Genomic DNA, 22,263 nt, shown 5'->3' on the forward strand with positions numbered 1-22,263 from the left:
CCAGGCCGAATCGAGATCACCGACCACCCAATCGACAATGGACTTGACTCGACCATTACTGGACCATGCGGTCTGTTTACCTGGAGTCAGCCCCCCGCACCGGCAGCGATGCCCAGGGCCGCGATGTAGCCGAAGGTCATCGCGGGACCGATCGTCGAACCGGCGCCCGCATAGCTGTGGCCCATGACTGCCGCACTGGCGTTTCCGGCGGCGTACAGGCTCGGTATGACGGATCCGTCCGGTCGCAGCACACGCGCCCGGGCGTCCGTACGCAAGCCGCCCTTGGTGCCCAGATCGCCCGGGACGATCTTGAAGGCGTAGAAGGGAGCGAGCCACAGGGGTGCCAGGCAGGAGTTGGGCAGGATGGAGGGGTCGGTGTAGTAGTGGTCGTACGCGCTGTCCCCGCGGTGGAAGTCGGTGTCGAGGCCGTTCTGGGCGAGGGTGTTGAAGCGGTTGACGGTGGAGCGCAGGGCGGGCGCGGGTACACCGATCGGTGCGGCGAGGGCGTCAAGGGTCCATGCCTTGTGGGCGGCGCCGGACGTGTACCACGCGTCGGGGAACGTGAAAGTCGGCAGCACGTCCTTGAAGAGGTAGCGGTTACGGTAGTTCTGGTCGACGATCAGCCAAGCCGGGATGTCCGGGGCGGTCGCGTCCTGTTCGTACATGATGTGCACGACATCGCTGTAGGGGGCCGCTTCGTTGACGAAGCGCGCGCCGGCGGCGTTGACGAGGAGCCCGCCGGGCAGGGTGCGTTCGGCGAGGCAGAAGTACGGCTGGTCGGGCAGCGGGATCGCGGGCCCCCACCAGGCATCGTCCATCAGATCGAGCGCGGCACCGGCCCGTTGCCCCGCCCGGATGCCGTCCCCGGTGTTCTCCTTGGCTCCGACCGTCCACTCGGTGCCGATGGGCTGCTGCTGGTACTGGGCACGCATGGCCGCGTTGTGCTCGAAGCCGCCGGAGCCGACGATCACCCCGTGCCGGGCCCTGATCAGGCCCGGTGAGCCGTTCTTGGCGACCACCACTCCCTTGGCGGTTCCGTTCTCCAAGTACAGGTCGGACAGCGGGGTGTTCAGCCACACCGGCACCTGGGCCGCGAGCAGTCCGGCGCGCAGGCCGGCCGCCAGCGACTGACCCATGGTGAGGGGCTTCTGGCCGAGGAGTGCCGCCTTCGTGCCGCGGGCCAGGCACTCGGTGGCCACGGCAGCGCCCTTCACACTGACCGCCGAGAGCGTGAGCCACTTGTAGTCGGCGCTGAAGACGACCATGCCGCTCGGGACGGTCATGTACGACGGGTTCAGATGGGCCAGTTCGGCGCCGAGGATGTTTCCGTCGAGCTGGTCGGGCTCGATGGAGCGGCCACCCGGCAGTCCGCCGGGCAGCTCGGGGTAGTAGTCGCTGTAGCCCTCCATCCAGCGGAAGCGGAGCGGGCTGTTGGCCATGACGAAGGAGATCATGTCGGGGCCGCGGCCGAGAAAGGCCTGCCGTCGTTCGATGGAGATGTCGGGCCCGACCACCGCCGCGAGGTAAGTGGCTGCCTTCGCCGGGGTGTCCGGCACCCCCGCGGCAAGGATCACCGGATTGTTCGGGATCCAGATGCCCGCGCCGGAGCGCGCCGCCGAGCCCCCGAACGTGGCCGCCTTCTCCACGACCACGCAGGTCAGACCCTGCTTCGCGGCCGTAAGAGCAGCGGTCATCCCCGCCGCTCCGGAACCGATCACGACGACGTCGTACGTACCGAGCAGCGGCAGGTCGGCCGCGTCCGCGACAGACGGGAGCCCGGCCGCGAGCGCGAGCCCGGCCCCCGTCGCCGCGCCGAGCACCCGGCGCCGTGACGGGCCGGGCTCGAAAGAGCAGTCGTTACGTCTCGCAGGGTCCGCGCTTGTGGACATGGCAGGGCGCTCCAACGGGCGAAGGAATGGGAGAGCGTGCTGTACCCCGGGAGGCAACGGAGGCAACGGGCCTGCGGCGTCCCGGTTCTGATGCAGAGTCAGGAATGTCGCGCTTGGGTCTTGTGAAGTCAAGGGTCGGGCAGCGCAGTTGGCAGCCGGTTTCCGTCGCGGCCACGACGAGACGCCGCGAGGTGCTGCGGCTCCCCCGCACGCTGCGGGCCGCACGTCATACTGAAGTCGGCGGGGAAGAGAGGCAGATGGACCAGTGATCCCACAGCACACGGAATCCGACCAGTCCGAGGAATACGACGTCCTGGTGGTCGGAGGCAGTGGCGTGGACACCATCGTCCGCGTCGACTCCCTGCCGGTCCCACTCGCCGACTCGGTTCTTGTCGGCCCGATCGAGGAGTGGCCCGGTCACACCGGAGGAAACGTCGCCCTCGGCACCCGGGCCCTGGGCCTCACGGTCGCCCTGCTCGACTGCATCGGTGACGACTGGATCGGCGCCCAGGTGCGCGAGCGCATGGCCAAGGGGAATGTGGAGTTCGTCCCGCTGATCTCCCCCGCCGGAACCCGCCGCGCGGTGAATCTGGTGGACGCGTCCGGCCGTCGGATGTCCTTCTACGACAGCCGCGATCCGGCGGATCTACGGATGCCCCGGGACTTCTATCTGCCCCGGTTGCGACGCGCCCGCCACATCCACCTCTCCATCATGAACTTCGGGCGATTCCTCTACGACGACATCGAGGACCTCGGCGTACCCGTTTCCACCGATCTGCACGACTGGGACGGACTGGCCGACCATCACCGGGAGTTCGCCCTCCGCTCCGACCTCGTCTTCCTCAGCGCGGCAGGAGCCGGAGAAGGCACGCCCACGCTGATGCGGAAGATCCTCCAGGAAGGGCGCGCGCAGACCGTGGTCGCCACGGCGGGTGCGGACGGCTCCTACGTCCTCACCCGCGACGGCGGCTCCACCCCGCAGCACATCCCGGCGGCCGTCCCACCCGCTCCGGTGGTCGACTCCAACGGCGCGGGCGACGCCTTCGTCTGCGGCTTCCTGTACGGCAGGCTCACCGGGCGGGACGTACGGGAGTGCGCCCGGCTGGGAGCGATCGCGGGCGCCTACGCGTGTACGGCCCCGGGCTCGACCGCCCTCATCACCTCGGATGCGCTCTTGTCCCCTCCGTGATCCGAGGATGCTCCCGCGGGTGCCGTTGGGCTGCGGCAGCATCGGCGGCATCCGCTCCGGCAGGAGGTGCCGACTGCGGTACGCGCGCCGGCGCCTCCTGCACCTCATGGACCATCGCCTGCTCGGGACGGAGGCAGGAACGGCGGCACGCACGGACTCGCGCAGGTTCCGGGGGAGGTTCGCCAACCGTAACCGCATCGGTAGGCGAACGGCTCCACGAATCCATCACGATGGTCATCGGTCTGGGCTAGATTCGAAAATCCTCGGCACTGGCGCCTCTCGGTGTGGGCACGTTGAGGAGAATTCTGGAGCGGCGATGCACGCGTTCGAACTGCCACCCCCGGATACGACAGTGATGCAGGGGGGCCTCGCCGACAGTCTTCTGGAAACGGCACGCCGCGAGCCGGACCTTCCGCAGGTCGCCCGCCGTCTCGACGGCTCTCCCGGTCCTTGGACACCGATCACCGCGGCCGAACTGTGGGGCGAAGTGGTCGACGTGGCCAGGGGATTGGTCGCATCCGGCATCCGCCCAGGGAACCGGGTGGCCATCATGGCGCGTACACGCTACGAGTGGACCGTGCTCAGCTACGCGCTGTGGACGGTGGGCGCCGAGGTCGTTGCGATCTATCCGACGTCGTCGCACGAACAGGTCGCGTGGATCCTCCAGGACGCGGGCTGCGTAGCCGTGGCCGTCGAGGACGAGGCGGGCGTCATGACGGTGGCCTCGGCGTGCGCGTCACTGCCGTCACTGCGCCACGTCTGGCAGTTGGACACCGGCGCCCTGACACAGCTGGTCGAGCGCGGCCGGGCGATCCCTCCGACGACGGTCGACTCGCTCCGCCGTATCGTGCTGCCCGACTCGACCGCGGTCATCGCCTACACGTCCGGCACGACGGGGCGCCCCAAGGGCTGCGCCCTGACCCACCGCAACCTGGCCAGCCCCTGCGACACGCTCCTCGCGGGCTGGAGACACACGGCCGCTCCCCCAGGTGAGCAGCCCGCCATCCTCGCCTTCCTGCCCTTCTCCCATGTGTACGGCCTCTTGATCCAGGGGCTCTGCCTGCGGGGCGGCGTGCTGCTGGGACATGAGCCCGACGCGAGCGAGGAGGCACTGTCCGCGGCCCTCCTCTCCTTCCGTCCCACCTATCTCTACGCCGTACCGTTCGTCTTCGAGAAGATCTACAAAAGCTTCCTGCGTTCCGCGCAACGGACAGGCCGCGGCGCCCTGTTCGAGCGCGCTGTCCAGACGGCGAAGGACTTCGCCACGGCCGCCGAGCGCCACCGGCTGGGCACCGGCCCCGGTCCCGGCTTCGACCTGCGACTGCAGCACGCCCTCTACGAGAAGACCGTCTACCGCAAGCTGCGCGCCTCCTTGGGCGGAAAGGTGTGCGGTGCGGTGTCGGGTGGCTCCCCGCTCAACCGTGAACTGGCCCTCTTCTACACGGGAATCGGGATCCCCATCCACGACGGCTACGGGCTCACGGAGACCAGCGGCGGCATCACGATGCAGCCCTTGGGGCGTGAGAAGCTCGGCACCGTCGGCCGCGCTCTGCCCGGCACGGACATCCGGGTGGCCGACGACGGAGAGATTCTGGTGTGGGGCCCCTCGGTGTTCCAGGGGTACATCAACAATGCCCCGGCCACGTACGCGTCGTTCGAGGACGGGTGGCTGGCGACGGGCGACATCGGCCGTCTCGACGCCGAGGGGTATCTGACCATCACCGGCCGCAAGAAGGACATCATCATCACGAGCGGCGGCAAGAGCGTGGCTCCCGCGGCCCTCGAAGAGCGCCTGCGCGTCCATCCGTTAATCCATCAAGCCGTGATCGTGGGCGACAACCGGCCATGTGTGGGTGCCCTGATCACCCTCGATCCCGACTTCCTCGCGCACTGGCGCGGAGGCTTGTCCAAGGGTGACGCACCGACACGGGACGCGCGGGAGGAGAACGAACTGCGGGAGGAGGTCAGACGCGCCGTGGCCGCGGCCAACAGCACCGTGTCCCGATCGGAGTCCATCCGGGTGTTCCGTGTACTCCCGGAATCCTTCGCCCTGGCAAACGGCCTTCTCACCCCCTCGCTGAAGCTGCGCCGGGACGCCATCGTGCAACGCTTCGCCGCCGAGATCGACGCGATGTATCAGACGTCCTCAAGGCTCCCCAGCGAGTACGCATCGTCGAGTGACCCCTCGCTCTGGGACGATTCGGACAACGTATTCCGGTGAGAGGGCTCCCCATTCCCGTGCGGGGCACCGCGACCGGGGCTTCGTCCGGGACACCGGAACGCAGTTGCACGCGACCTACACCGTCGATGCCTCAGCGATCCCGCCAACGGAGTCCGCAAGCTCCGCGTCACGGACGACATCCCCGGCATCTTCACCGTCACCCCCGGCCACCTCGACAGCTGGAGCCTGACTCTCTGCTGCTTCTCCCCTTCTTCTCCGGCGCGGGACGTACGTGCGCCCGGCGAGCGACCGCAGCGGCGTGACACGGCTTTGGGCCCTCGACATCCTGGTGGTGTTCATGCGACCACACTGCCCCCAGGGTGTCGCGGCAGCCAGGTCCCTCCTGTGGGCAGGACCGCGGATCCTGGTATGGGCGCAACCAGGTTCCGCAGGTCGAGGCCCATGACGACAAGGTCCAGCAGTATGCCTCCGTCAGAGTGAGCGGCGTATGAGTTCCGCACGCGAAACTCCCACCTCGTGCACGGATCTTGACGCTGTCGGATCGCGAGCCTTAGCTTCCCCAGGGATTTAAACGATTCAAAATGCGGGCCCCAACAGGGTCCTCTTTGTGTTGCCCACCGGCGTCCTCCAAGAGAGCCGGCCGCCGAGAGAGTGGAGAAGACCCATGAGCGACCACCCGTCGGCCGGCCGTACGACACTTCGCCGCCGCACTCTCCTCGGAGCCGCCGTCGCCACCGCGACCGCAGGCGCGCTCGACTGGAGCCTGCCCATGTCACCGGCGGCAGCTTCCTCCGACGCGCCGTTGTCGTTCACCGAGCCCGGTCGCGCGGTACGGCCGAAGTTCCGCTGGTGGTGGCCCGACGGCCTGGTGCGCCCCGAGGAGATCAGACGGGAGATCGACCAGATCGCCGACGCCGGCTTCGGCGGGGCGGAGATCGCCGCCGTACATCACAGCGTCACGGACCCCTCGGTACTGGACACCGCACGCCACGGCTGGGGCAGTGCCGCCTGGGTCGCCGGGGTGGAGGCGGCACTCGGCCAGGCCGCCCGGCGCGGCCTCACCATCGATCTGACCATCGGCCCCAGCTGGCCCGCGGCGGTCCCCGGCATCACCCCCGACAGCGAAGCCGCCGTCAAGGAACTCGCCTACGGATCGGTCACCTTGGCCGCGGGCACCGCCTACTCGGGTCCCGTGCCCCCACCCGTCCACGCAGCAGCGTCCGGAGTGACCCGGCAGCGATTGCTGCTGGTACAGGCCGCACGGGTGAACACCGCGAACTCCACCCGCAAGGAGACGGGCCTCGACCTGGACTCGGTCCTCGACCTCACCGAGGCCGTCGCCGACTCCACCCTCACCTGGACCGCGCCCGACGACGGCAACTGGGTGATCGTCTCCTACTGGGTGCGCGGCTCCGGACAGACCCCGGAGGGCGGCCCGCACACCGCCCCGGCCGCCTATGTGGTCGACCACTTCAGTGCGGCCGGCACGCGCGCGGTGACCGACTTCTGGGAAGCCCACATCCTCTCCCCCGCCGTCCGCCGGTTGCTGAAGGTGTCCGGCGGAGCGCTGTTCGAGGACTCCATCGAGCTGGAGACCGACGGGCTGCAGTGGACACCCGGTCTGCCGGCGGCGTTCCTCGCGCACACCGGCCGCTCTTTGCTGCCGCTGCTGCCCGCCGTGATCCTCGGCAACGGCAACCAGGTCTTCGCCTTCGAGGCGGCCGTCACCCGGCAGATCCGGCACGACTTCTGGGAGACCGTCTCCACCCTCTTCAACCGGCACCATGTGACGGCGCTGCGCACCTGGGCCCACTCGCTCGGCCTCCACCTGCGCTCCCAGCCCTACGGTCTGCAGACCGACGCGATCGCCTCGGCCGCGATCCTGGACATCCCCGAGGGCGAATCCCTCGGCTTCAAGAACCTCGACGACTACCGCTGCCTGGCCGGAGGCCGTGACATGGCAGGCCGTACGGTGCTCTCCTGCGAGGCGGGCGCCTACGCCGGCGGCGCGTACAGCACCACCTGGCAGAAGTTCCTGCGCACCATGGGCGGCGCCTACGCCGCCGGGGTCAACCAGACCGTCGTACACGGCTTCTCGTACGCCGAACTCCCGGGCGTCAACTGGCCGGGATACGCGGCCTTCACCCCGTACAAGGGCACGGCCGGCTACGGCGAGTCGTGGGGACCGAGGCATCCGACCTGGCGGCACGTCCGGGACGTGTCCGGGTATCTGGGCCGGGTGCACCAGGTGTTGCAGACCGGCCGTCCGCGCGCCGATGTGGCGGTCTTCCGGCAGACCGGATACGCCGCCACCGGCATCGGTGCCTCCTGGTTCACCGCGACGGGCATCCCCCTGGGCTGGACCCACCAGTTCCTCAGCGGGCCGCTGCTCGACCTGCCCGCCGCCACCGTGCGCCGAGGGCGCCTCGCGCCCGACGGCCCGGCCTACAAGGCCCTGTTCGTCGAGGGCGACTTCTTCTACGGCTCCACCGTGACCCTCGCGCTGTCCGAGGCCCGAGCCCTGCTGCGGCTCACCCGCGCCGGACTGCCCGTCGTGCTGCTCGGCGCCTGGGACGCCGTCGTGCCGCCCGGCGTCCCGGACAGCGGCGAGACCGATGAACTGCGTGCCGTGGTGGGCGAGTTGCTCACCCAGCCGCTGGTCCGTCACCTCACCGACAAGGCGGCCGTCCCGACGGCTCTCGCCGACCTCGGTGTGCGGCCGGACGTCCGCTACACGACCCCCTCCACCCTGCTCAACGCCCACCGCGTGGCCGACGGCATCGACTACTACTACCTGTGCAACGGCAAGCACGCCGAGACCGTCAAACCCCCGGTGGCCCCGATCGACCACGAGGTCACCCTGCACCGCACGACCGCCGACGGCGTGCCCTACCTCCTCGACCCCTGGACCGGAAGGGCCGAGCGCCTCGCCCGCTACACCGAGGACGGCGACGACATCACCGTGCGGGTGGCGTTGCAGCCCGCGCAGACCCTGATCGTGGCCATCGGCCGCCCCGGCCTCTTCGGCGACCACCACCACGGTCGGAAGCACGCCGTCAGCAGCGAGGCGGACGAGGTGCGCCGCACCGACGCCGGACTCACCGTCCGAGCCGCCACGGCAGGCACGTACAGCACCGTCCTCTCCGACGGCCGCACCGTGCGTACGACACTCAAGGCCGTCCCCGAGCCGAGGGAACTGACGTCCTGGCAGCTGCACGTCGAGGACTGGCGGCCGGGCGACACGGCCTACCGCACCACCGTCGTCGCACACGACCTCACCCTCGACGCGCTGCTGCCCTGGTCGCAGATCACCGAACTCGCGGACGCCGCGGGCGTCGGCCGCTACCGCACCACTGTCACCCTGGGCAGCGGCTGGAGCGGCGGCCACGGCGCGCTGCTCGAGCTGGGCAGCGTGACCGACACCTGCCGGGTCACCGTGAACGGCCACCGGCTCGACCCGGTCGACCAGATCCACCCGGTGGTGGACCTGGGGGGCCTGCTCGGACGAGGGGCCAACCTCATCGAGGTCGAGGTGGCCACTCCGCTGGCCAACCGGCTACGGGTCAGTGACCCGGCTGTCTACGGCGGCCTGGCCCGGCAGGCGTACGGACTGATCGGGCCGGTGCGGCTGGTGCCGTACGGCGAGGCCCGGGTCGTATGAACCCCGGCCACGCCGTCAGCAGATCCTCGGCAGTTGCTCCCCGATCGGCAGATCGACCACCCGGGTGCCGCCCAGCCCGGTGCGGGCCACCACCATGCCGGGGTGGGCCTCCACGGCCTCGCCGATGATCCTGGAGCCGGTGCCCAGCGGGTGTGCCCGCATCGCGTCGAGTACGGCGTCGGCATGCCCGCGCGGGACGAACGCCACCAGCTTGCCCTCGTTGGCGACATACATCGGGTCCAGGCCCAGGATCGCGCAGGCGTTGGCGACGGCCGGGGGGACCGGCACCTCGCGTTCCTGGATGACGACGCCGGCGCCCGAGGCGGCCGCGATCTCGTTGAGCGCCGCCGCGAGCCCGCCGCGCGTGGGATCGCGCAGCACATGCAGGTCCGGGGTGACGGCGAGCATGGAGCCGACCAGGCCACCGAGCGCCGCGCAGTCACTCTCGATCTCCACACCGAACTCCAGGCCCTCGCGGACGCTCATGATCGCCACACCGTGCACGCCGATGGCGCCGCTGACGATCACGACATCGCCGGGGACGACCCGCTGTGGTCGCAGGTCGACACCCGCCGGGATGAGCCCGATTCCGGCCGTGTTGATGAAGATCCCGTCGCCGTGACCGGCCTCCACCACCTTGGTGTCGCCGGTCGCCACCTCGACGCCCGCGGTCCGCGCGGCCGCCCCGAGCGCTTCGGCCACACGGGCGACGGTCTCCATCTCGACGCCCTCCTCCAGGATGAAGCCGCAGGAGAGGTAGGCGGCCCGGGCGCCGCTCATGGCGAGGTCGTTGACGGTGCCGTTGACGGCGAGATCGCCGATGCTGCCGCCGGGGAAGAACAGCGGCCGCACCACGAAGGAGTCGGTGGAGAAGGCCAGCCGGACGCCGCCGAGCGTGAGTGCGGCGGCGTCGCCCAACTGGGCGAGGACGGCTCCTCCGAAGGCGGGCGCGAAGATGTGCTGGACCAGTTCGGCGGAGAGCGCCCCGCCTCCGCCGTGGCCCATCACGACACGGGACTGGTCGCGCAGCGGAGCCGGGCAGGTCCAGGCCGCCGCGTCCACCGCGGGAGTACGCGGGGAAGTGGTCTCAGACAACGGGGCTCGCCTCCCGGGCGACGGGGGTGAGGTCCAGGCGCCGGTAGAGGTAGTACGCGGCGCAGGCGCCCTCGCTGGAGACCATGGTCGCTCCGAGCGGGGTGCGGGGTGTGCACAGCGTGCCGAACGCCTCGCACTCGTGCGGCTTGAGCAGGCCCTGCAGAACCTCTCCGCTGCGGCATGCGGCCGGTTCCCGGGTCTGGATGCCGTCGACCGAGAAACGGTACTCGGCGTCGTACTCGCGGTACTTCGCGGACAGCCGCCAGCCGCTCCGCGGGATCACGCCGATGCCGCGCCAGGCGCGGTCGGTGACTTCGAAGACGTCCTCCAGCATCGCCTTGGCTGCCGCGTTCCCCTCCGGACGGACGGCGCGCGGGTAGGCGTTGTCGACGGTGTGCTCGCCGCGTTCCAGTTGCCGGACGGTCCGGCGTACGCCTTCGAGGATGTCCAGGGGCTCGAATCCGGTCACGACGATCGGAACGCGGAAACGCTCGGCCAGCTCCGGGTACTCGTCCACGCCCATCACGCTGCACACATGCCCGGCCGCCAGGAAGCCCTGCACGCGACAGCTCGGTGACTGCATGATCGCCTCGATGGCGGGCGGCACCCGCACATGGGACACCAGCAGGCTGAAGTTGGGGATGCCGAGCTTGCGGGCCTGGTGGACCGTCATCGCGTTGGGGGGTGCGGTCGTTTCGAAGCCGATACCGAAGAACACCACCTCCCGGTCCGGGTTCTGCCGGGCGACCTTCAGCGCGTCGAGCGGCGAGTAGACGACCCGTACGTCGCCGCCTTCTCCCCGTACCTGGAACAGGTCTCGCCCGGTACCCGGAACGCGGAGCATGTCGCCGAAGGAGCAGAAGATCACCTCCGGGCGGGAGGCGATCTCCAGCGCCTTGTCGATGACTTCGAGCGGGGTGACGCACACCGGGCAGCCGGGTCCGTGGATCAATTCGACCTGGTCCGGCAGCAGTTGGTCGATGCCGTGCCGAATGATGGTGTGCGTCTGGCCCCCGCACACCTCCATCAGCGCCCACGGCCTGGTCACCGTGGAGTGGATGTCGTCCAGGAGCCGGCGTGCCAGCTCCGGGTCCTGGAACTCGTCGATGTACTTCACTTGCGCGTCTCCTCGATGAGGTTCTCGCCCACGGGCGGGACGGTTCCGCCCGGCTCCGCGGCCATCTCCCAGGGGTCGCCGAACTCCTCCTGCAGCAGTCCGAGGGTCGCGAACAGGTCGAGCGTCTGCTTCGCCGACTCCTCGTCGAGACGTTGCAGCGCGAACCCGACGTGGACGATGGCGTATTCGCCGACCTGGAGGTCGGGCAGGTACTCCAGGCACACCTCCTTGACCACGCCGCCGAAGTCGACCGTGGCCATCCGGGTGCCGTCACGTTCCTCGATGTCCAGCACTCTGCCGGGTACCGCCAGACACATGGAGCCTCTCCTCGCTGTGGGTGGTGCCTCACCCGGCGCCGCCGGGACGGTTCGTCAGTCGGTCGCTCCGGTACGGTCCTCGACGTGGGCGGCCACCATGAGCTGACCGAGCGCCAGGCCGCCGTCCCCCGGCGGCACCAGATGGTGGCGCAGGACCGTGAAACCGTCCTCGCGCAGGGCCGCGGCGCAGGCCGAGGAGAGCAGGGCGTTGGCGAACACGCCGCCGGTCAGGGCGACCGTGTCGAGCCCGTGCCGCTCACGTGCCAGCCCACACATGCGGTGTACGAGGCCGGTGACGGCCCGGTGGAATCGGACCGCGACCAGGGCCGGTTCCGTGCCCGCTCGCAGGTCCTCGACGATCGCGGCCAGGACGGGGGCGGGATCCGCGACGACGGGGGCGCCGACCCCCCGCTCCACGCCCTGGTCCGGTCCCGGTCCCGTCTCCGGCTCCCGCACGGCGAAGGTGTACGTGCCGGTGTCCCCGGCGGGCGCCCGCAGCGCGCTGGCCTCCAGTTCGACGGCAGCCTGCGCCTCGTACCCGGCCCGGTGGCACACACCGGCGAGGGACGACACGGCGTCGAAGAGCCGGCCCATGCTGGAGGTGGGTACGCAGTTCAGATTGCGGTCCAACTGCCTTTCCAACACCAGGAGTTCGTCGTCCGGGCAGGCGGCCACGCAGGGCAGCCCCTCCGGCCGGCCGAGGCCGGCCGCCCGCAGATGCGCGAGCGCCATCCGGTACGGCCGCTGCACCGCGGCGTCTCCTCCGGGCAGCGGAACGTACGCGAGGTGCCCGAACCGGGTGAAGCCCGTGTAGTCCGCGAGCAGGATCTCGCCGCCCCACACCGCTGCGTCGTCCCCGTACCCCGTACCGTCGAAGGCGACACCGATCACCGGGCGACGGCCGTCCAGCCCTTGTTCGGCCATCGCGGCGGCGACATGGGCGTGATGGTGCTGGACGCGTACGAGAGTCCTGCCCGCCGCGTTCCGGGCGGCCCACCCGGCGGAGCGGTAGGCGGGATGACGGTCGGCCGCCAGCAGTCGCGGCCGTACCGGGGTGATCGACTCCAGTTGTGTCACGGCGCGTACGAAGGCCGCCTGGGTGGCGAGGTCGTCCATGTCGCCGATGTGGGCGGACAGCCAGGCCCGGCGCCCCTCACCGAGGCAGAACGCGTTCTTGAGGTCTCCGCCGACCGCGAGGGCCGGGCGCACGGGCACCGGCAGGGCCAGCGGCAGCGGCGCGTAGCCACGGGCGCGGCGCATCATCAAAGGCTCCCCGTCGCACACGCGGACCACGGAGTCGTCGCACGGCACATGGATCGGCCGGTCGTGCGTCAGCCAGGCGTCGGCCAGGTGGGCCAGCCGCAGCAGCGCCTCCTCGTCGTCCGTGACGATCGGCTCACCGGCGACATTGCCGCTGGTCATGACGAGCAGCCGAGGGCCCCCGGCGTCGCCGGGCAGGCCCAGCAGCAGGTGGTGCAGGGGGGTGTACGGCAGCATGATGCCGAGGTCGGGACTGCCGGGTGCGACGGCCGCGGCGGGCCATGGGGTCATCGCCGCGGGCGAGTCGTCCGGACGTCGGCGCAGCAGCACGATGGGCCGGGTGGCGCCGGTGAGCAGGCTCCGCTCCTCGGGACCGATCCGCACGAGGTGCTCGATGTCGTGGAGGCTCCTGGCCATGACGGCGAACGGTTTGTCCCCCCGGGCCTTGCGGCGTCGCAGCTGGGCGACGGCGTCGGAGTCGGTGGCGTCGCAGGCGAGGTGGTAGCCGCCCAGTCCCTTCACCGCGAGGATCGCGCCGCTCGCCAGCAGCCTGCGCGCCACGGCGACCGGATCCCCCTCCGTGACAGGCACCGGCGGCCCGTCCGTGCCCGGTCGGGGGGTGAGCAGCCGCAGCCGTGGGCCGCAGGCCGGGCAGGCCACCGGTTGCGCGTGGAAGCGGCGGTCGGCCGGATCGGCGTACTCCCGGGCGCAGTCGGGGCACATCGGGAAGTCGGCCATGGTGGTGTGTGCCCGGTCGTAGGGCAGGCCGGTGACGATCGTGAAGCGCGGGCCGCAGTGCGTGCAATTGATGAAGGGGTGCCGGTGGCGCCGGTCACCCGGGTCGGCCAGTTCGCGCAGGCACGCGGCACAGGTGGCGGTGTCCGGCGGAATCAGGGTGCGCGCCGGTCCGTCCGTGCGCGAGGCGAGGATGGTGAACGCGGTGTCGCCCGTGGCGGGCAGCTCCTGGTGGTGGACGGACTCCACGCGTGCCAGCGGCGGCGCGTGTACGGCGATCCGGTCGCAGAACCGGGCCACGGCCGCGGGAGCCCCTTCGACCTCCGCGATCACGCCCTGGGGGGTGTTGGTCACATGTCCACGGAGGTCGAGAGCGGTGGCGAGGGTGTAGACGTAGGGCCGGAAGCCGACGCCCTGCACCACGCCCCGTACGGTGACGCGACGGCGCCACGGTGTCTCGTCGGCGACGGCGGTCGCGTGCGTCGGGCCGCTCACGAGCGCGTCTGGGCCATGGTGTGGGTGTCGACCGCGTGGTCGTGGTGGTGGGTGTGCCCGGCATGGACGTGTGCGGAGTCCTCCGGCCGACGGGCCATGACGGGAGTGTGCAAAGGAGCGTCTTCGGCGGCTGCCAGCGCCCGGTCGAGGAGGGCGCCGACTCCCCTGTCCCGGCGGGCCGAGGTCAGCAGCACGTCCACTCCGGGGTTCACCTGCTGGACGTTGGCCCGGAACGCGGCCTCGTCGAATTCGGCGGCCTCGGCGAGGTCGGTCTTGGTGACCACCACAAGATGGGCCAGGCCGAAGGCGGTGGGGTACTTCAGCGGCTTGTCCTCGCCCTCCGTCACGGAGGCGAGCGTGACGCGCAGGGTCTCCCCGAGGTCGTAGGAGGCCGGGCAGACGAGGTTGCCGACGTTCTCCACGAAGAGCAGCCGGGTGTCGTCGGGCGGCCAGGCCTCCAGGTGGCTGCCGAGCATCCCGGCCTCCAGATGGCACAGTCCGTCGGTGAGCACCTGTTTGACCGGGACGCCCGAGCGGGCCAGTCGCGCCGCGTCGTTCTCGGTGGCGAGGTCGGCGGTCAGCGCCGCGACCGGCACGGACCGCTGTCGCGCCAGCATCAGTTCGCGTTCCAGGAGGGCGGTCTTGCCGCTGCCCGGGCTGGACAGCAGGTTGACGACCGTGATGCCGCGGGCGGCCAGTGCGGCACGCAGGGTGTGCGCGGTCGCGTCGTTCTTGGCGAGTACGGCCTGCTGCAGGTCGACCACACGGCACATGGTTTCAGCGCTCCTCGGGGATCGGTTGGCGGGTGGGCGCGTGCGTCCGGCCGTCCTCCCAGCGCACGCTGACGATCTGCAGTTCACGGCCCGACAGCAGTTCGGTGCTCGATCCGTCGCACCGGGGGCAGCTCAGCAGGGGCGGCATGCCGACGGCCCATTCGTGCGCGCACGGTCCGCAGCGGGCCCTGCCCGGTACCGTGTCGGTGACCAGTTCGGCGCCTTCCAGCACGGTCCCGGCGCAGGCGAGTTCGAAGCAGAAGGACAGGGCGTCGGGTACGACGCCGGCCAGTTCACCGACCTGGAGTCGCACCGTTCGTACCGTGGTGACGTCGCCGGTCCGTTCCGCCGCCTCTTCCACCTGGCCGATCACCGCCAGCGCGATGGACATCTCGTGCATCGGTCTCCGTCCTGGCGGAGGCAGGTCACTGCCCCGCGGGGCGGGGCGTACATGAGCGGCCCGCCGCGGTCCATTAGAGGTGAGGCGCCCAAGGCCGACGGACCGCCGCGCCGTCGCCGCCCGGCCGCGTACACCGTTCGCCGCAACAGCACATCGGCACGGCGTGGTCGGCCGGGCCGGCAGGCGTCGACTCACATCATGCGCATCCGCAAGTAGCGCCTGATGTCGGGCAGGGACTGCACGACGAGGGCGGCCAGGGCGGCGACCAGCACGCCCCCGATGAGGTTCTTCATCATCCTGTCTCTCCTCACTTCGCGGCGTCGGCGGCCAGGGCCCGCGGCGCCGGCTCTCCCGGTTCGTCGAGCCGGAGCATTTCTTCGATGAGCCGTACGGCCTCCGGTACGGCGTCGGACACCGGGGTGCTGAGACCGATGCGCTCCTTCACCGTGGCCGGTTCGCATCCCACCACCCGCGTACGCCGCGGCGGGCCGGCGCCGGTCGCGGCGCAGAGCGTGCCCAGCAGGGCGAGCACGGTGTCGGGGGTCATCCGGTGGCCGTCGAGCGGTGCGGCGGGTGGCTCGTCGCCGCCACAGCCGTCGTGCTCGATCAGGTACAGGGTGCCGGGATCTCCGCCGCGTGCCGTGGCGTCCACGAGGATCAAGGTGTCGTAGCCGTCGAGGAGTTGGTAGGCGAGGTGCACTCCCCGTACGCCGATGTCCACGACCTCGACGTGGCCGGGCAGATCACGTGCGCCGAGTGCCCGCACGGTCTCGACGCCGAAGCCGTCGTCGCCGAGGAAGATGTTTCCGATGCCCGCGACGAGGACCTTGCCGCGCTCCGGGGACGGGCTCATGCGCCGTCCTCCAACGGGGTGATTTCGTCGGGCTGGAAGTACAGGAAGCGTCCCTGCTCGCGGCGGATGTCGGCGCCCGGATCGTCCTCCACCGTCACCGCGAGGTGCACCCCGCCGTCCACGTCGTGCAGTACGGCCTCGACCTTCGCGGTGCGACCCGCGAGGAACAGGTCCTGCGCGTCGGTCTGCCGCAGACCCGGTCGCAGCAGCACCCGGCTGCCCGCGCCCAGCGAATGGCCGTCCACGACGACGCGGTCGCGTCCCGGGTCGAAGCCCGCGTCGCTCGCCGGGTCCCACCACGGGGTGTCCGGGCGCGCGACACCGTACTCGTCGGGGAATCCGGCGGCGGCCGCGGTGGGCGCCGCTCCGGTGACCTCGCGCAGGCCGCGCACCGCCCCGTGCAGGCGTTCCAGGACCTCGGGGGGCATCGAGTCGGCCAGGTCGATCACGGCGGCGGCCCGTTCGTCGGTGCCCCGGGCCTCGCGTTTCTCCTCGTCGGTGAGGGCGGCGGTGCGCAGCGCGAGGATCTCGTCGATCTCGGTGGCGTCGTACAGCGCCCCCAGGCTTTCCGGAGCGATGGCCGGGTGGTCCTCCAGGATGATCGGCGAGGACAGCACGACGTCCGTGCGGCCGGGTTCGCCGGCGAGCACGGGCCAGGTGTGCAGGTTGCGGCAGGTCGCGATCGCGCCCCTCGCCCACTCCGGGGGATCCGTCATCGACAGGAAAGAACCGGCGCCCAGCCCCAGGAGCATGTGGGCGGCCACCAGGGAACGCGGGAGCGCCGCGTCCCGGTCGGCGGCCCGGCCGACCGGAGGCGTCCAGGTGCTGGTGTTCTCGACGACGGCGGTCAGTCTCAGGACCCGGTAGGGGCCGTCGAGTTCGCGCGCCGACAGCCGGAGTACGCCGCTGATCTCCTCGCACCTGCGGACCAGCCGGCCGACGGTCCGGCCGGCCTCGTCGAGGACGGGCTCCGTCCCCTCCCCGGCGGGGCGGTCGAAGGGGACGGTGACCCCGTCGCCCAGGAGGTCGTCCACCGCCACGACCGCCTCGACGCGCTCCTCGGTGCCCTCGTCCCAGGGAACCAGGACCCGGTCTCCCAGCCGGAGTTCGGGGACCGGGTCGAAGCCTCCGTCGGGGCGTGCTTGCTGAACCGTCCGCCGTCGGGCGCGCAGGAAGCGCAGTTCGACCGCCAGGGTGGCGCCCGCTTTGGGTTCCATCAGGCATTCGGTGTGCTGGAAGTCGTTTTCCTCGCAGTCGGCGCCCCAGGCGGGCGGGACGAGCACGCCGAACTGCCAGCGCAGCCGGTTCTTGGCGGCGGAGGCGCGGTACGGGTAGAGCACATAGCCCTCGAAGAGGACGGCGTCGGCCACTTGGCGGGCGACGGCGAAGCGCGCCTCGGTCTCCGGGGCGAAAGCGGTCACGCTCACGGAGCGGTCCTTCCGGTGCCGGCGGTGCTGCCGGTGAGAGCGGCGCCCTGTCGGGGCGGGGCTGCGGTGCCGGATTCGTCGAGCAGGGCCCGTACGGTCGCCTCCCAGGAGGGCAGCGCCCGTCGTGAGCGGAAGGCGAGCAGGGCGTCCATGGTGGCGCGGGGCAGCCGGATCCAGCCGCAGCCGGGGAAGTGCTGTTCGACCATCTCCCGCCAGGTCGCGACCGGCATCCTGAAGGTGGCTTCCCGGTCCCAGGGGACGGGTTCGACGCGGAAGCCGCCCGCCCCGGTGAACGCCGTGCCGGAGAACAGCATCAGCAGGGGTACCTCGCCGTCGGTGAGCGCGGCGAAGTACCGGGTGGCGGCGATGTCCATGTCGTAGGTGCAGGGCACGACGAGGTCGGTCTCGGTCTCCCCGGTGAAGCCGGGGACCATGAGGGAGACCTGCGCGAACTGCACGGGCTGCAGGGTGCTGCCCCAGCGCGAGCGTTCGCCGAAGAGGTCCGCCAGTTTGTCGGCCTCGGCGCTGTCGTAGCCGCGTCGGGCGGGTTCGATACGGATCTGGCAGCGCAGCGCGAGGGCATGCACCGGTGCGTCGCCGGACGCGGTGACGCGCAGCCGGAACACCAGCGTCGGTCCGGCGGCGTAACGGTCGGCGCGAACTCCGGTGCAGGCGAAGGAGAACTCGGTCACGGCCGACCCTCCCCGCCCACGGGGCGGGCGCGTCGACCGACGTGGTCGAAGAACGCGTCCAGGGCGGCGCGGGCCTCGGCCCCGCCGTCGAACCCCTGCCACAACAGGCGCATCCGGCCGACCAGTTCGTAGCAGATGTCGATCGGTACGAGATAGCAGGCGCAGTTGCCGTCGGTGCGGCGCAGCAGCAGCGCCTCCACGTCGGGTTCGAGGAGTGCGGCGAGGCGGCTGTCGCCGAGGACCGCAGTCCAGGTCGCCGGTTCGAGCTCGCTCTCGGTGGCCCCGGCGGGGCTCGGGTAGAGGGCCACCAGCCGGTCCAGCGCGGCGTTGCGGAAGAAGAAGGCGACACCGACCGGGATCTGCAGGGCCTCCCAGGCATGGTCGTCGAGGCGGTGGTCCGGGTCGGTGAGATAGCGGTCCGGGACCGCGCGGAAGCGGCCCGCGGCGGCGCCCGGCTGCTCCATCAGCATCGCGCAGGACACGCAGGCGCAGACGAGGGCCCGTTGCTCGGTGTCCACCAGGTGGCGGTGGTGCGCCTCGTCCACCACCACCGCGCACAGCCCGCATCGCTCGGGCTGGGGCGCGCGTGGAGCAAGGAACTTGCGCAGACCGCGCAGGGCGGGCCTGGAGGCCGGGGGCGCGCTCATCGCGCCGTCGCCGACGCCGGGGCGGCGCCGATCTGGAGGAGCGCGGGCTCCCCCAAAGGCGCGGCGGGCTGCATGTCGACCGTGGTGACCTCCGGCGCGAAGCAGGCGAGCGCGTCCTCGACCACCTGCCGGGCCGCCGTACCGCCGCCCGCGCAGCCGCATCCGCCGCCGCCGGCGGTACGCAGCCGGAGGGTACCGGTCGTCTCGTCGAAGTCCACGACGTCCAGGTCGTGGTCTCGAACGCTGTCGAGCGCGCGGGCGATACGGGTGTCCCGGTCCTCGGGGTGGAGGTCGTGCAGGACGAGGAGGCTCGCGACCAGCTCGTCGCCGAGCAGTGCCGCCGTCGGGCCGCCCGGAGCCGTACGGTTCTCGGACGCGTACAACAGGTGGAGCACCCGGGCCAGCCCTGCCCCGTAGAAGTCCATGAGGGTTTGCACGAGTTCCTCGGCCGCCGCGCGGGCGGTCGGATCGCCGGTGGCGGCGAGCCGGTCGAGCACGTCCTCGATCCGCCGCCCGGTCTGTACCGCGTCCACCGTCCTCGTCGCGTCGACCGCCGTGCCCGCGCTCATCCGCCCAGTCCGCTCAGGCCGGTGGGCATGTGCATCTTCTGTACGGTCTTGCCACCGCCGACGTACATGTGGACGCCGCAGGGCAGGCAGGGGTCGAAGCTGCGGACGGTGCGCATGATGTCGATGCCCTTGAAGTTCTCGGGGGTGTTCTCCTCGAAGATCGGCGTGTTCTGCACGGCGTCCTCGTACGGGCCGGGCGTGCCGAAGGTGTCCCGGGTGCTGGCGTTCCAGGGGGTGGGCGGGTACGGGTGGTAGTTGGCGATCTTGCCGTCGCGGATCACCATGTGGTGGGAGAGGACGCCGCGGACCGCCTCGGTGAAGCCGACGCCGATGCTCTCGTCGGGCACCTCGAACTTCTCCCAGGTCTGGGTGCGTCCGGCGCGGACCTCCTCCAGTCCCTTCTCCGCGAAGTGCAGCGCGACGGCGGCGGTGTAGGCCTGGAAGTAGGTGCGCGCGCGGTTGCGTTCGATCGCGTTGCTCCAGCGCGGGATCTTCCACTCGAAGGTGGTCTCCGGCTTGGTCATCGTGCGCGGCAGGTTGATGACCACGCTGTTGCCGGTGGCCTTCACATAGCCGACGTCGACGAGCCCGGACAGCGCGGTGGACCACAGGCGGGCGATGGGGCCGCCTCCGGTGTCCAGGGCGAGGTGCTCCTTGCCGTCGAACCAGCGGGGTGACATGACCCAGCTGTACTTGTCGTCGAAGTTCCGCTTCTGCGGGGCGGGGATGGTGTGCTGGTTCCAGGGGTGGCGCGGGTCGACCGGGTTGCCGAGCGGGTCGTGGGTGACGAACTGCTCCTGGCCCTGCCAGTCCTCGTAGTAGGAACTGCCCAGCAGGATGCGGATGCCGAGGTTGATCTCGGTGAGGTCGTTGGTGACGAGTTTGCCGTCGACGATGATGCCGGGGGTGACGAACATCCGTCGGCCCCAGTCCGTCATGTTGGCGTAGGTGAAGTCGCAGTACTCGGGGTCGTTGAGCGCGCCCCAGCAGCCGAGCATGACCCTCCGGCGCCCCACTTCCTCGTACCCGGGCAGCGCCTCGTAGAAGAAGTCGAACAGGTCGTCGTGCAGCGGGACGACTCGCTTCATGAACTCCACGTAGCGCATCAGGCGGCTGAGGTAGTCCGTGAAGAGCTGTACGGAGGCGATGGTGCCGACGCCGCCCGGGTAGAGCGTGGAGGGGTGCACATGGCGGCCCTCCATGAGGCAGAACATCTCCCGGGTGTAGCGGCTCACCTGGAGGGCCTCGCGGTAGAACTCGCCCTCGAGGGGGTTCAGGGACCGCATGATGTCGGCGATCGTGCGGTAACCGTGCTCCCCGGCGTGCGGCGCCTCGGTGCGCTCGGCGAGTTCGAGGACGCCGGGGTTGGTCTCCTTGACCATCTTCTCGCAGTAGTCGACCCCCACCAGGTTCTCCTGGAAGATGTTGTGGTCGAACATGTACTCCGCGGACTCGCCGAGGTTGATGATCCACTCACCGAGGTGCGGTGGCTTCACTCCGTACGCCATGTTCTGCGTGTACACCGAGCAGGTGGCGTGGTTGTCGCCGCAGATACCGCAGATCCGGCTGGTGATGAAGTGGGCGTCGCGGGGGTCCTTGCCCCGCATGAAGACGCTGTAGCCACGGAAGACCGACGAGGTGCTGTAGCACTCCGCGACCCGCTTCTGCTTGAAGTCGATCTTCGTGTGGATGCCGAGGCTGCCCACGATCCGGGTGATCGGGTCCCAGGACATCTCCATCAGGCCGCTACCGTCGCCTGCCGCCTTCGTCTTCGGTGCCATCGTGTGTGTCGTGCCCTTCTTCGAGGGGGGTGGGGGGACGGATCGGGGGTGCGCGGCTCAGGTGCGGCGGTGGGTCACCACGGCGGCCGGTATCCGGTGGTGACCTTGTCTCCCGTGTGGCGCCACTTCGGCTCTTTGTCCACGGTGTGTGCGGTCAGGGACCGCAGTCTGCGGACCACCGCGCCATAGGCACCGCTGGCCTTGGTGGACAACATCGCGCCCGGCGGCTGGTCCATGAACGGCATGAACTTGTCCGGGAAGCCGGGCATGGTGCAGGCGATGCAGATGCCGCCGACGTTCGGGCAGCCGCCGATGCCGTTCATCCAGCCGCGCTTGGGCACGTTGCACTTGACGACCGGGCCCCAGCAGCCCAGCTTGACCAGGCACTTGGGCGAGTCGTACGTCATGGCGAAGTCGCCCTGTTCGTAGTAGCCCGCGCGGTCGCAGCCCTCGTGCACGGTGGCGCCGAACAGCCAGGCCGGACGCAGCTTGTCGTCGAGGGGGATCATCGGGGCGGAGCCGGCCGCCTGGTAGAGCAGGTAGGTGAGCGTCTCGGAGAAGTTGTCGGGCTGGATCGGGCAGCCGGGGACGCACACGATGGGAATACCGGCGTGGGACTTCCAGTCCCAGCCGAGGTAGTCGGGCACGCCCATCGCGCCGGTCGGGTTTCCCGCCATGGCGTGGATACCGCCGTACGTGGCGCAGGTGCCGATGGCGACGACGGCCAAGGCCTTGGGCGCGAGCCGGTCGATCCACTCGCTGGTCGTGATCGGCTGGCCGGTCTCCGGGTTGTCGCCGAAGCCGCACCAGTAACCCTCGGGTTTGATCGACTCATTGGGGACGGACCCCTCGACGACCAGCACGAACGGGTCGATCTCGCCCCGCTCCCCCTTGAAGAACCACTCGATGAACGTGTCCGCGCCGCCGACCGGACCGCATTCGAAGTCGATGAGGGGCCAGTGGACGGCGATCTTCGGCAGACCCGGCAGCACTCCGAGCGCGATCTGCTCGATGCTGGGCTGCATCGCGGCCGTGAGCGCGACCGAGTCTCCGTCGCAGCTCAGCCCGGCGTTGATCCAGAGGATATGGATCGTGGGCGTCTCGTCGGCAGGCGCACCACCGGTGTCCGGTGCGCCTGCCGTGCTCGGCGTCGCGGCTGTCATGGGACCGCCTCCTACCTG

The 22,263-nt window shown here is 70.6% G+C and carries 17 protein-coding genes; 3 read left to right on the plus strand and 14 right to left on the minus strand.

Translation table 11 applies throughout. The features are described from left to right. Positions 1–86: 86 nt before the first annotated feature. Positions 87–1,889 (minus strand): 3-oxosteroid 1-dehydrogenase, encoded by a 1,803-nt coding sequence (kstD, locus tag AB0D57_RS07460; RefSeq protein WP_362068185.1) that lies wholly within the window; start codon positions 1,887–1,889, stop codon positions 87–89. A 313-nt stretch (positions 1,890–2,202) separates the two neighbouring features. Between kstD and AB0D57_RS07465 the strand changes: the two genes are divergently transcribed. From AB0D57_RS07465 to AB0D57_RS07475, 3 genes are all read left to right on the plus strand, one after another. Then, positions 2,203–3,078, plus strand: coding sequence for a carbohydrate kinase family protein (locus tag AB0D57_RS07465; protein ID WP_362068508.1), 876 nt, complete (start codon positions 2,203–2,205; stop codon positions 3,076–3,078). A gap of 316 nt (positions 3,079–3,394) precedes the next feature. Next, complete coding sequence (locus tag AB0D57_RS07470) at positions 3,395–5,299, plus strand: AMP-dependent synthetase/ligase (RefSeq protein WP_362068188.1); 1,905 nt, start codon at positions 3,395–3,397, stop codon at positions 5,297–5,299. Between the two features lie 625 nt (positions 5,300–5,924). Continuing rightward, entirely contained in the window at positions 5,925–8,921 is a 2,997-nt protein-coding gene (locus AB0D57_RS07475; protein ID WP_362068191.1) for a glycosyl hydrolase, read from the plus strand. 15 nt (positions 8,922–8,936) lie between these two features. Here the strand turns inward: AB0D57_RS07475 and hypE are convergent, their stop codons facing one another. From hypE to AB0D57_RS07540, 13 genes are all read right to left on the minus strand, one after another. Next, a complete protein-coding gene (hypE, locus tag AB0D57_RS07480; protein WP_362068194.1) occupies positions 8,937–10,016 on the minus strand; it encodes a hydrogenase expression/formation protein HypE in 1,080 nt (359 codons plus the stop codon). Continuing rightward, positions 10,009–11,133, minus strand: a complete 1,125-nt coding sequence (hypD, locus tag AB0D57_RS07485; protein ID WP_362068197.1) for a hydrogenase formation protein HypD — start codon at positions 11,131–11,133, stop codon at positions 10,009–10,011. Before hypD ends, hypE begins: the two co-directional genes overlap by 8 nt. Further along, complete coding sequence (locus AB0D57_RS07490; protein ID WP_362068200.1) at positions 11,130–11,450, minus strand: HypC/HybG/HupF family hydrogenase formation chaperone; 321 nt, start codon at positions 11,448–11,450, stop codon at positions 11,130–11,132. The genes hypD and AB0D57_RS07490 overlap by 4 nt, the downstream gene beginning before the upstream one ends. 54 nt (positions 11,451–11,504) lie before the next feature. Beyond that, complete coding sequence (gene hypF, locus AB0D57_RS07495; protein WP_362068203.1) at positions 11,505–13,940, minus strand: carbamoyltransferase HypF; 2,436 nt, start codon at positions 13,938–13,940, stop codon at positions 11,505–11,507. Continuing rightward, complete coding sequence (gene hypB / locus AB0D57_RS07500; protein ID WP_362068206.1) at positions 13,937–14,713, minus strand: hydrogenase nickel incorporation protein HypB; 777 nt, start codon at positions 14,711–14,713, stop codon at positions 13,937–13,939. Before hypB ends, hypF begins: the two co-directional genes overlap by 4 nt. Positions 14,714–14,717: 4 nt before the next feature. Further along, on the minus strand, positions 14,718–15,113 hold the full coding sequence (gene hypA / locus AB0D57_RS07505; protein ID WP_362068209.1) for a hydrogenase maturation nickel metallochaperone HypA: 396 nt from the start codon (positions 15,111–15,113) through the stop codon (positions 14,718–14,720). A gap of 307 nt (positions 15,114–15,420) precedes the next feature. Further along, on the minus strand, positions 15,421–15,966 hold the full coding sequence (locus AB0D57_RS07510) for a hydrogenase maturation protease (protein WP_362068213.1): 546 nt from the start codon (positions 15,964–15,966) through the stop codon (positions 15,421–15,423). After that, positions 15,963–17,393 carry a hypothetical protein gene (locus tag AB0D57_RS07515; protein WP_362068216.1) on the minus strand — a complete coding sequence of 477 codons (1,431 nt, stop codon included), beginning with the start codon at positions 17,391–17,393 and terminating at the stop codon, positions 15,963–15,965. Before AB0D57_RS07515 ends, AB0D57_RS07510 begins: the two co-directional genes overlap by 4 nt. Next, a complete protein-coding gene (locus tag AB0D57_RS07520) occupies positions 17,390–18,085 on the minus strand; it encodes a DUF6084 family protein (RefSeq protein WP_362068219.1) in 696 nt (231 codons plus the stop codon). Before AB0D57_RS07520 ends, AB0D57_RS07515 begins: the two co-directional genes overlap by 4 nt. Then, the gene (locus AB0D57_RS07525; RefSeq protein WP_362068222.1) at positions 18,082–18,732 is read right to left on the minus strand and encodes a DUF5947 family protein; all 651 of its coding nucleotides are present in this window, start codon (positions 18,730–18,732) and stop codon (positions 18,082–18,084) included. Before AB0D57_RS07525 ends, AB0D57_RS07520 begins: the two co-directional genes overlap by 4 nt. Beyond that, complete coding sequence (locus tag AB0D57_RS07530; RefSeq protein ID WP_362068225.1) at positions 18,729–19,301, minus strand: hypothetical protein; 573 nt, start codon at positions 19,299–19,301, stop codon at positions 18,729–18,731. The genes AB0D57_RS07525 and AB0D57_RS07530 overlap by 4 nt, the downstream gene beginning before the upstream one ends. After that, a complete protein-coding gene (locus AB0D57_RS07535; RefSeq protein WP_362068228.1) occupies positions 19,298–21,082 on the minus strand; it encodes a nickel-dependent hydrogenase large subunit in 1,785 nt (594 codons plus the stop codon). Before AB0D57_RS07535 ends, AB0D57_RS07530 begins: the two co-directional genes overlap by 4 nt. 74 nt (positions 21,083–21,156) lie before the next feature. Then, positions 21,157–22,245, minus strand: coding sequence for a hydrogenase expression protein HypE (locus AB0D57_RS07540; protein ID WP_362068231.1), 1,089 nt, complete (start codon positions 22,243–22,245; stop codon positions 21,157–21,159). Positions 22,246–22,263 lie beyond the last annotated feature (18 nt).

Origin of the sequence: Streptomyces sp. NPDC048275, assembly GCF_040652275.1 — a bacterium.
Taxonomy (GTDB): Bacteria; Actinomycetota; Actinomycetes; order Streptomycetales; family Streptomycetaceae; genus Streptomyces.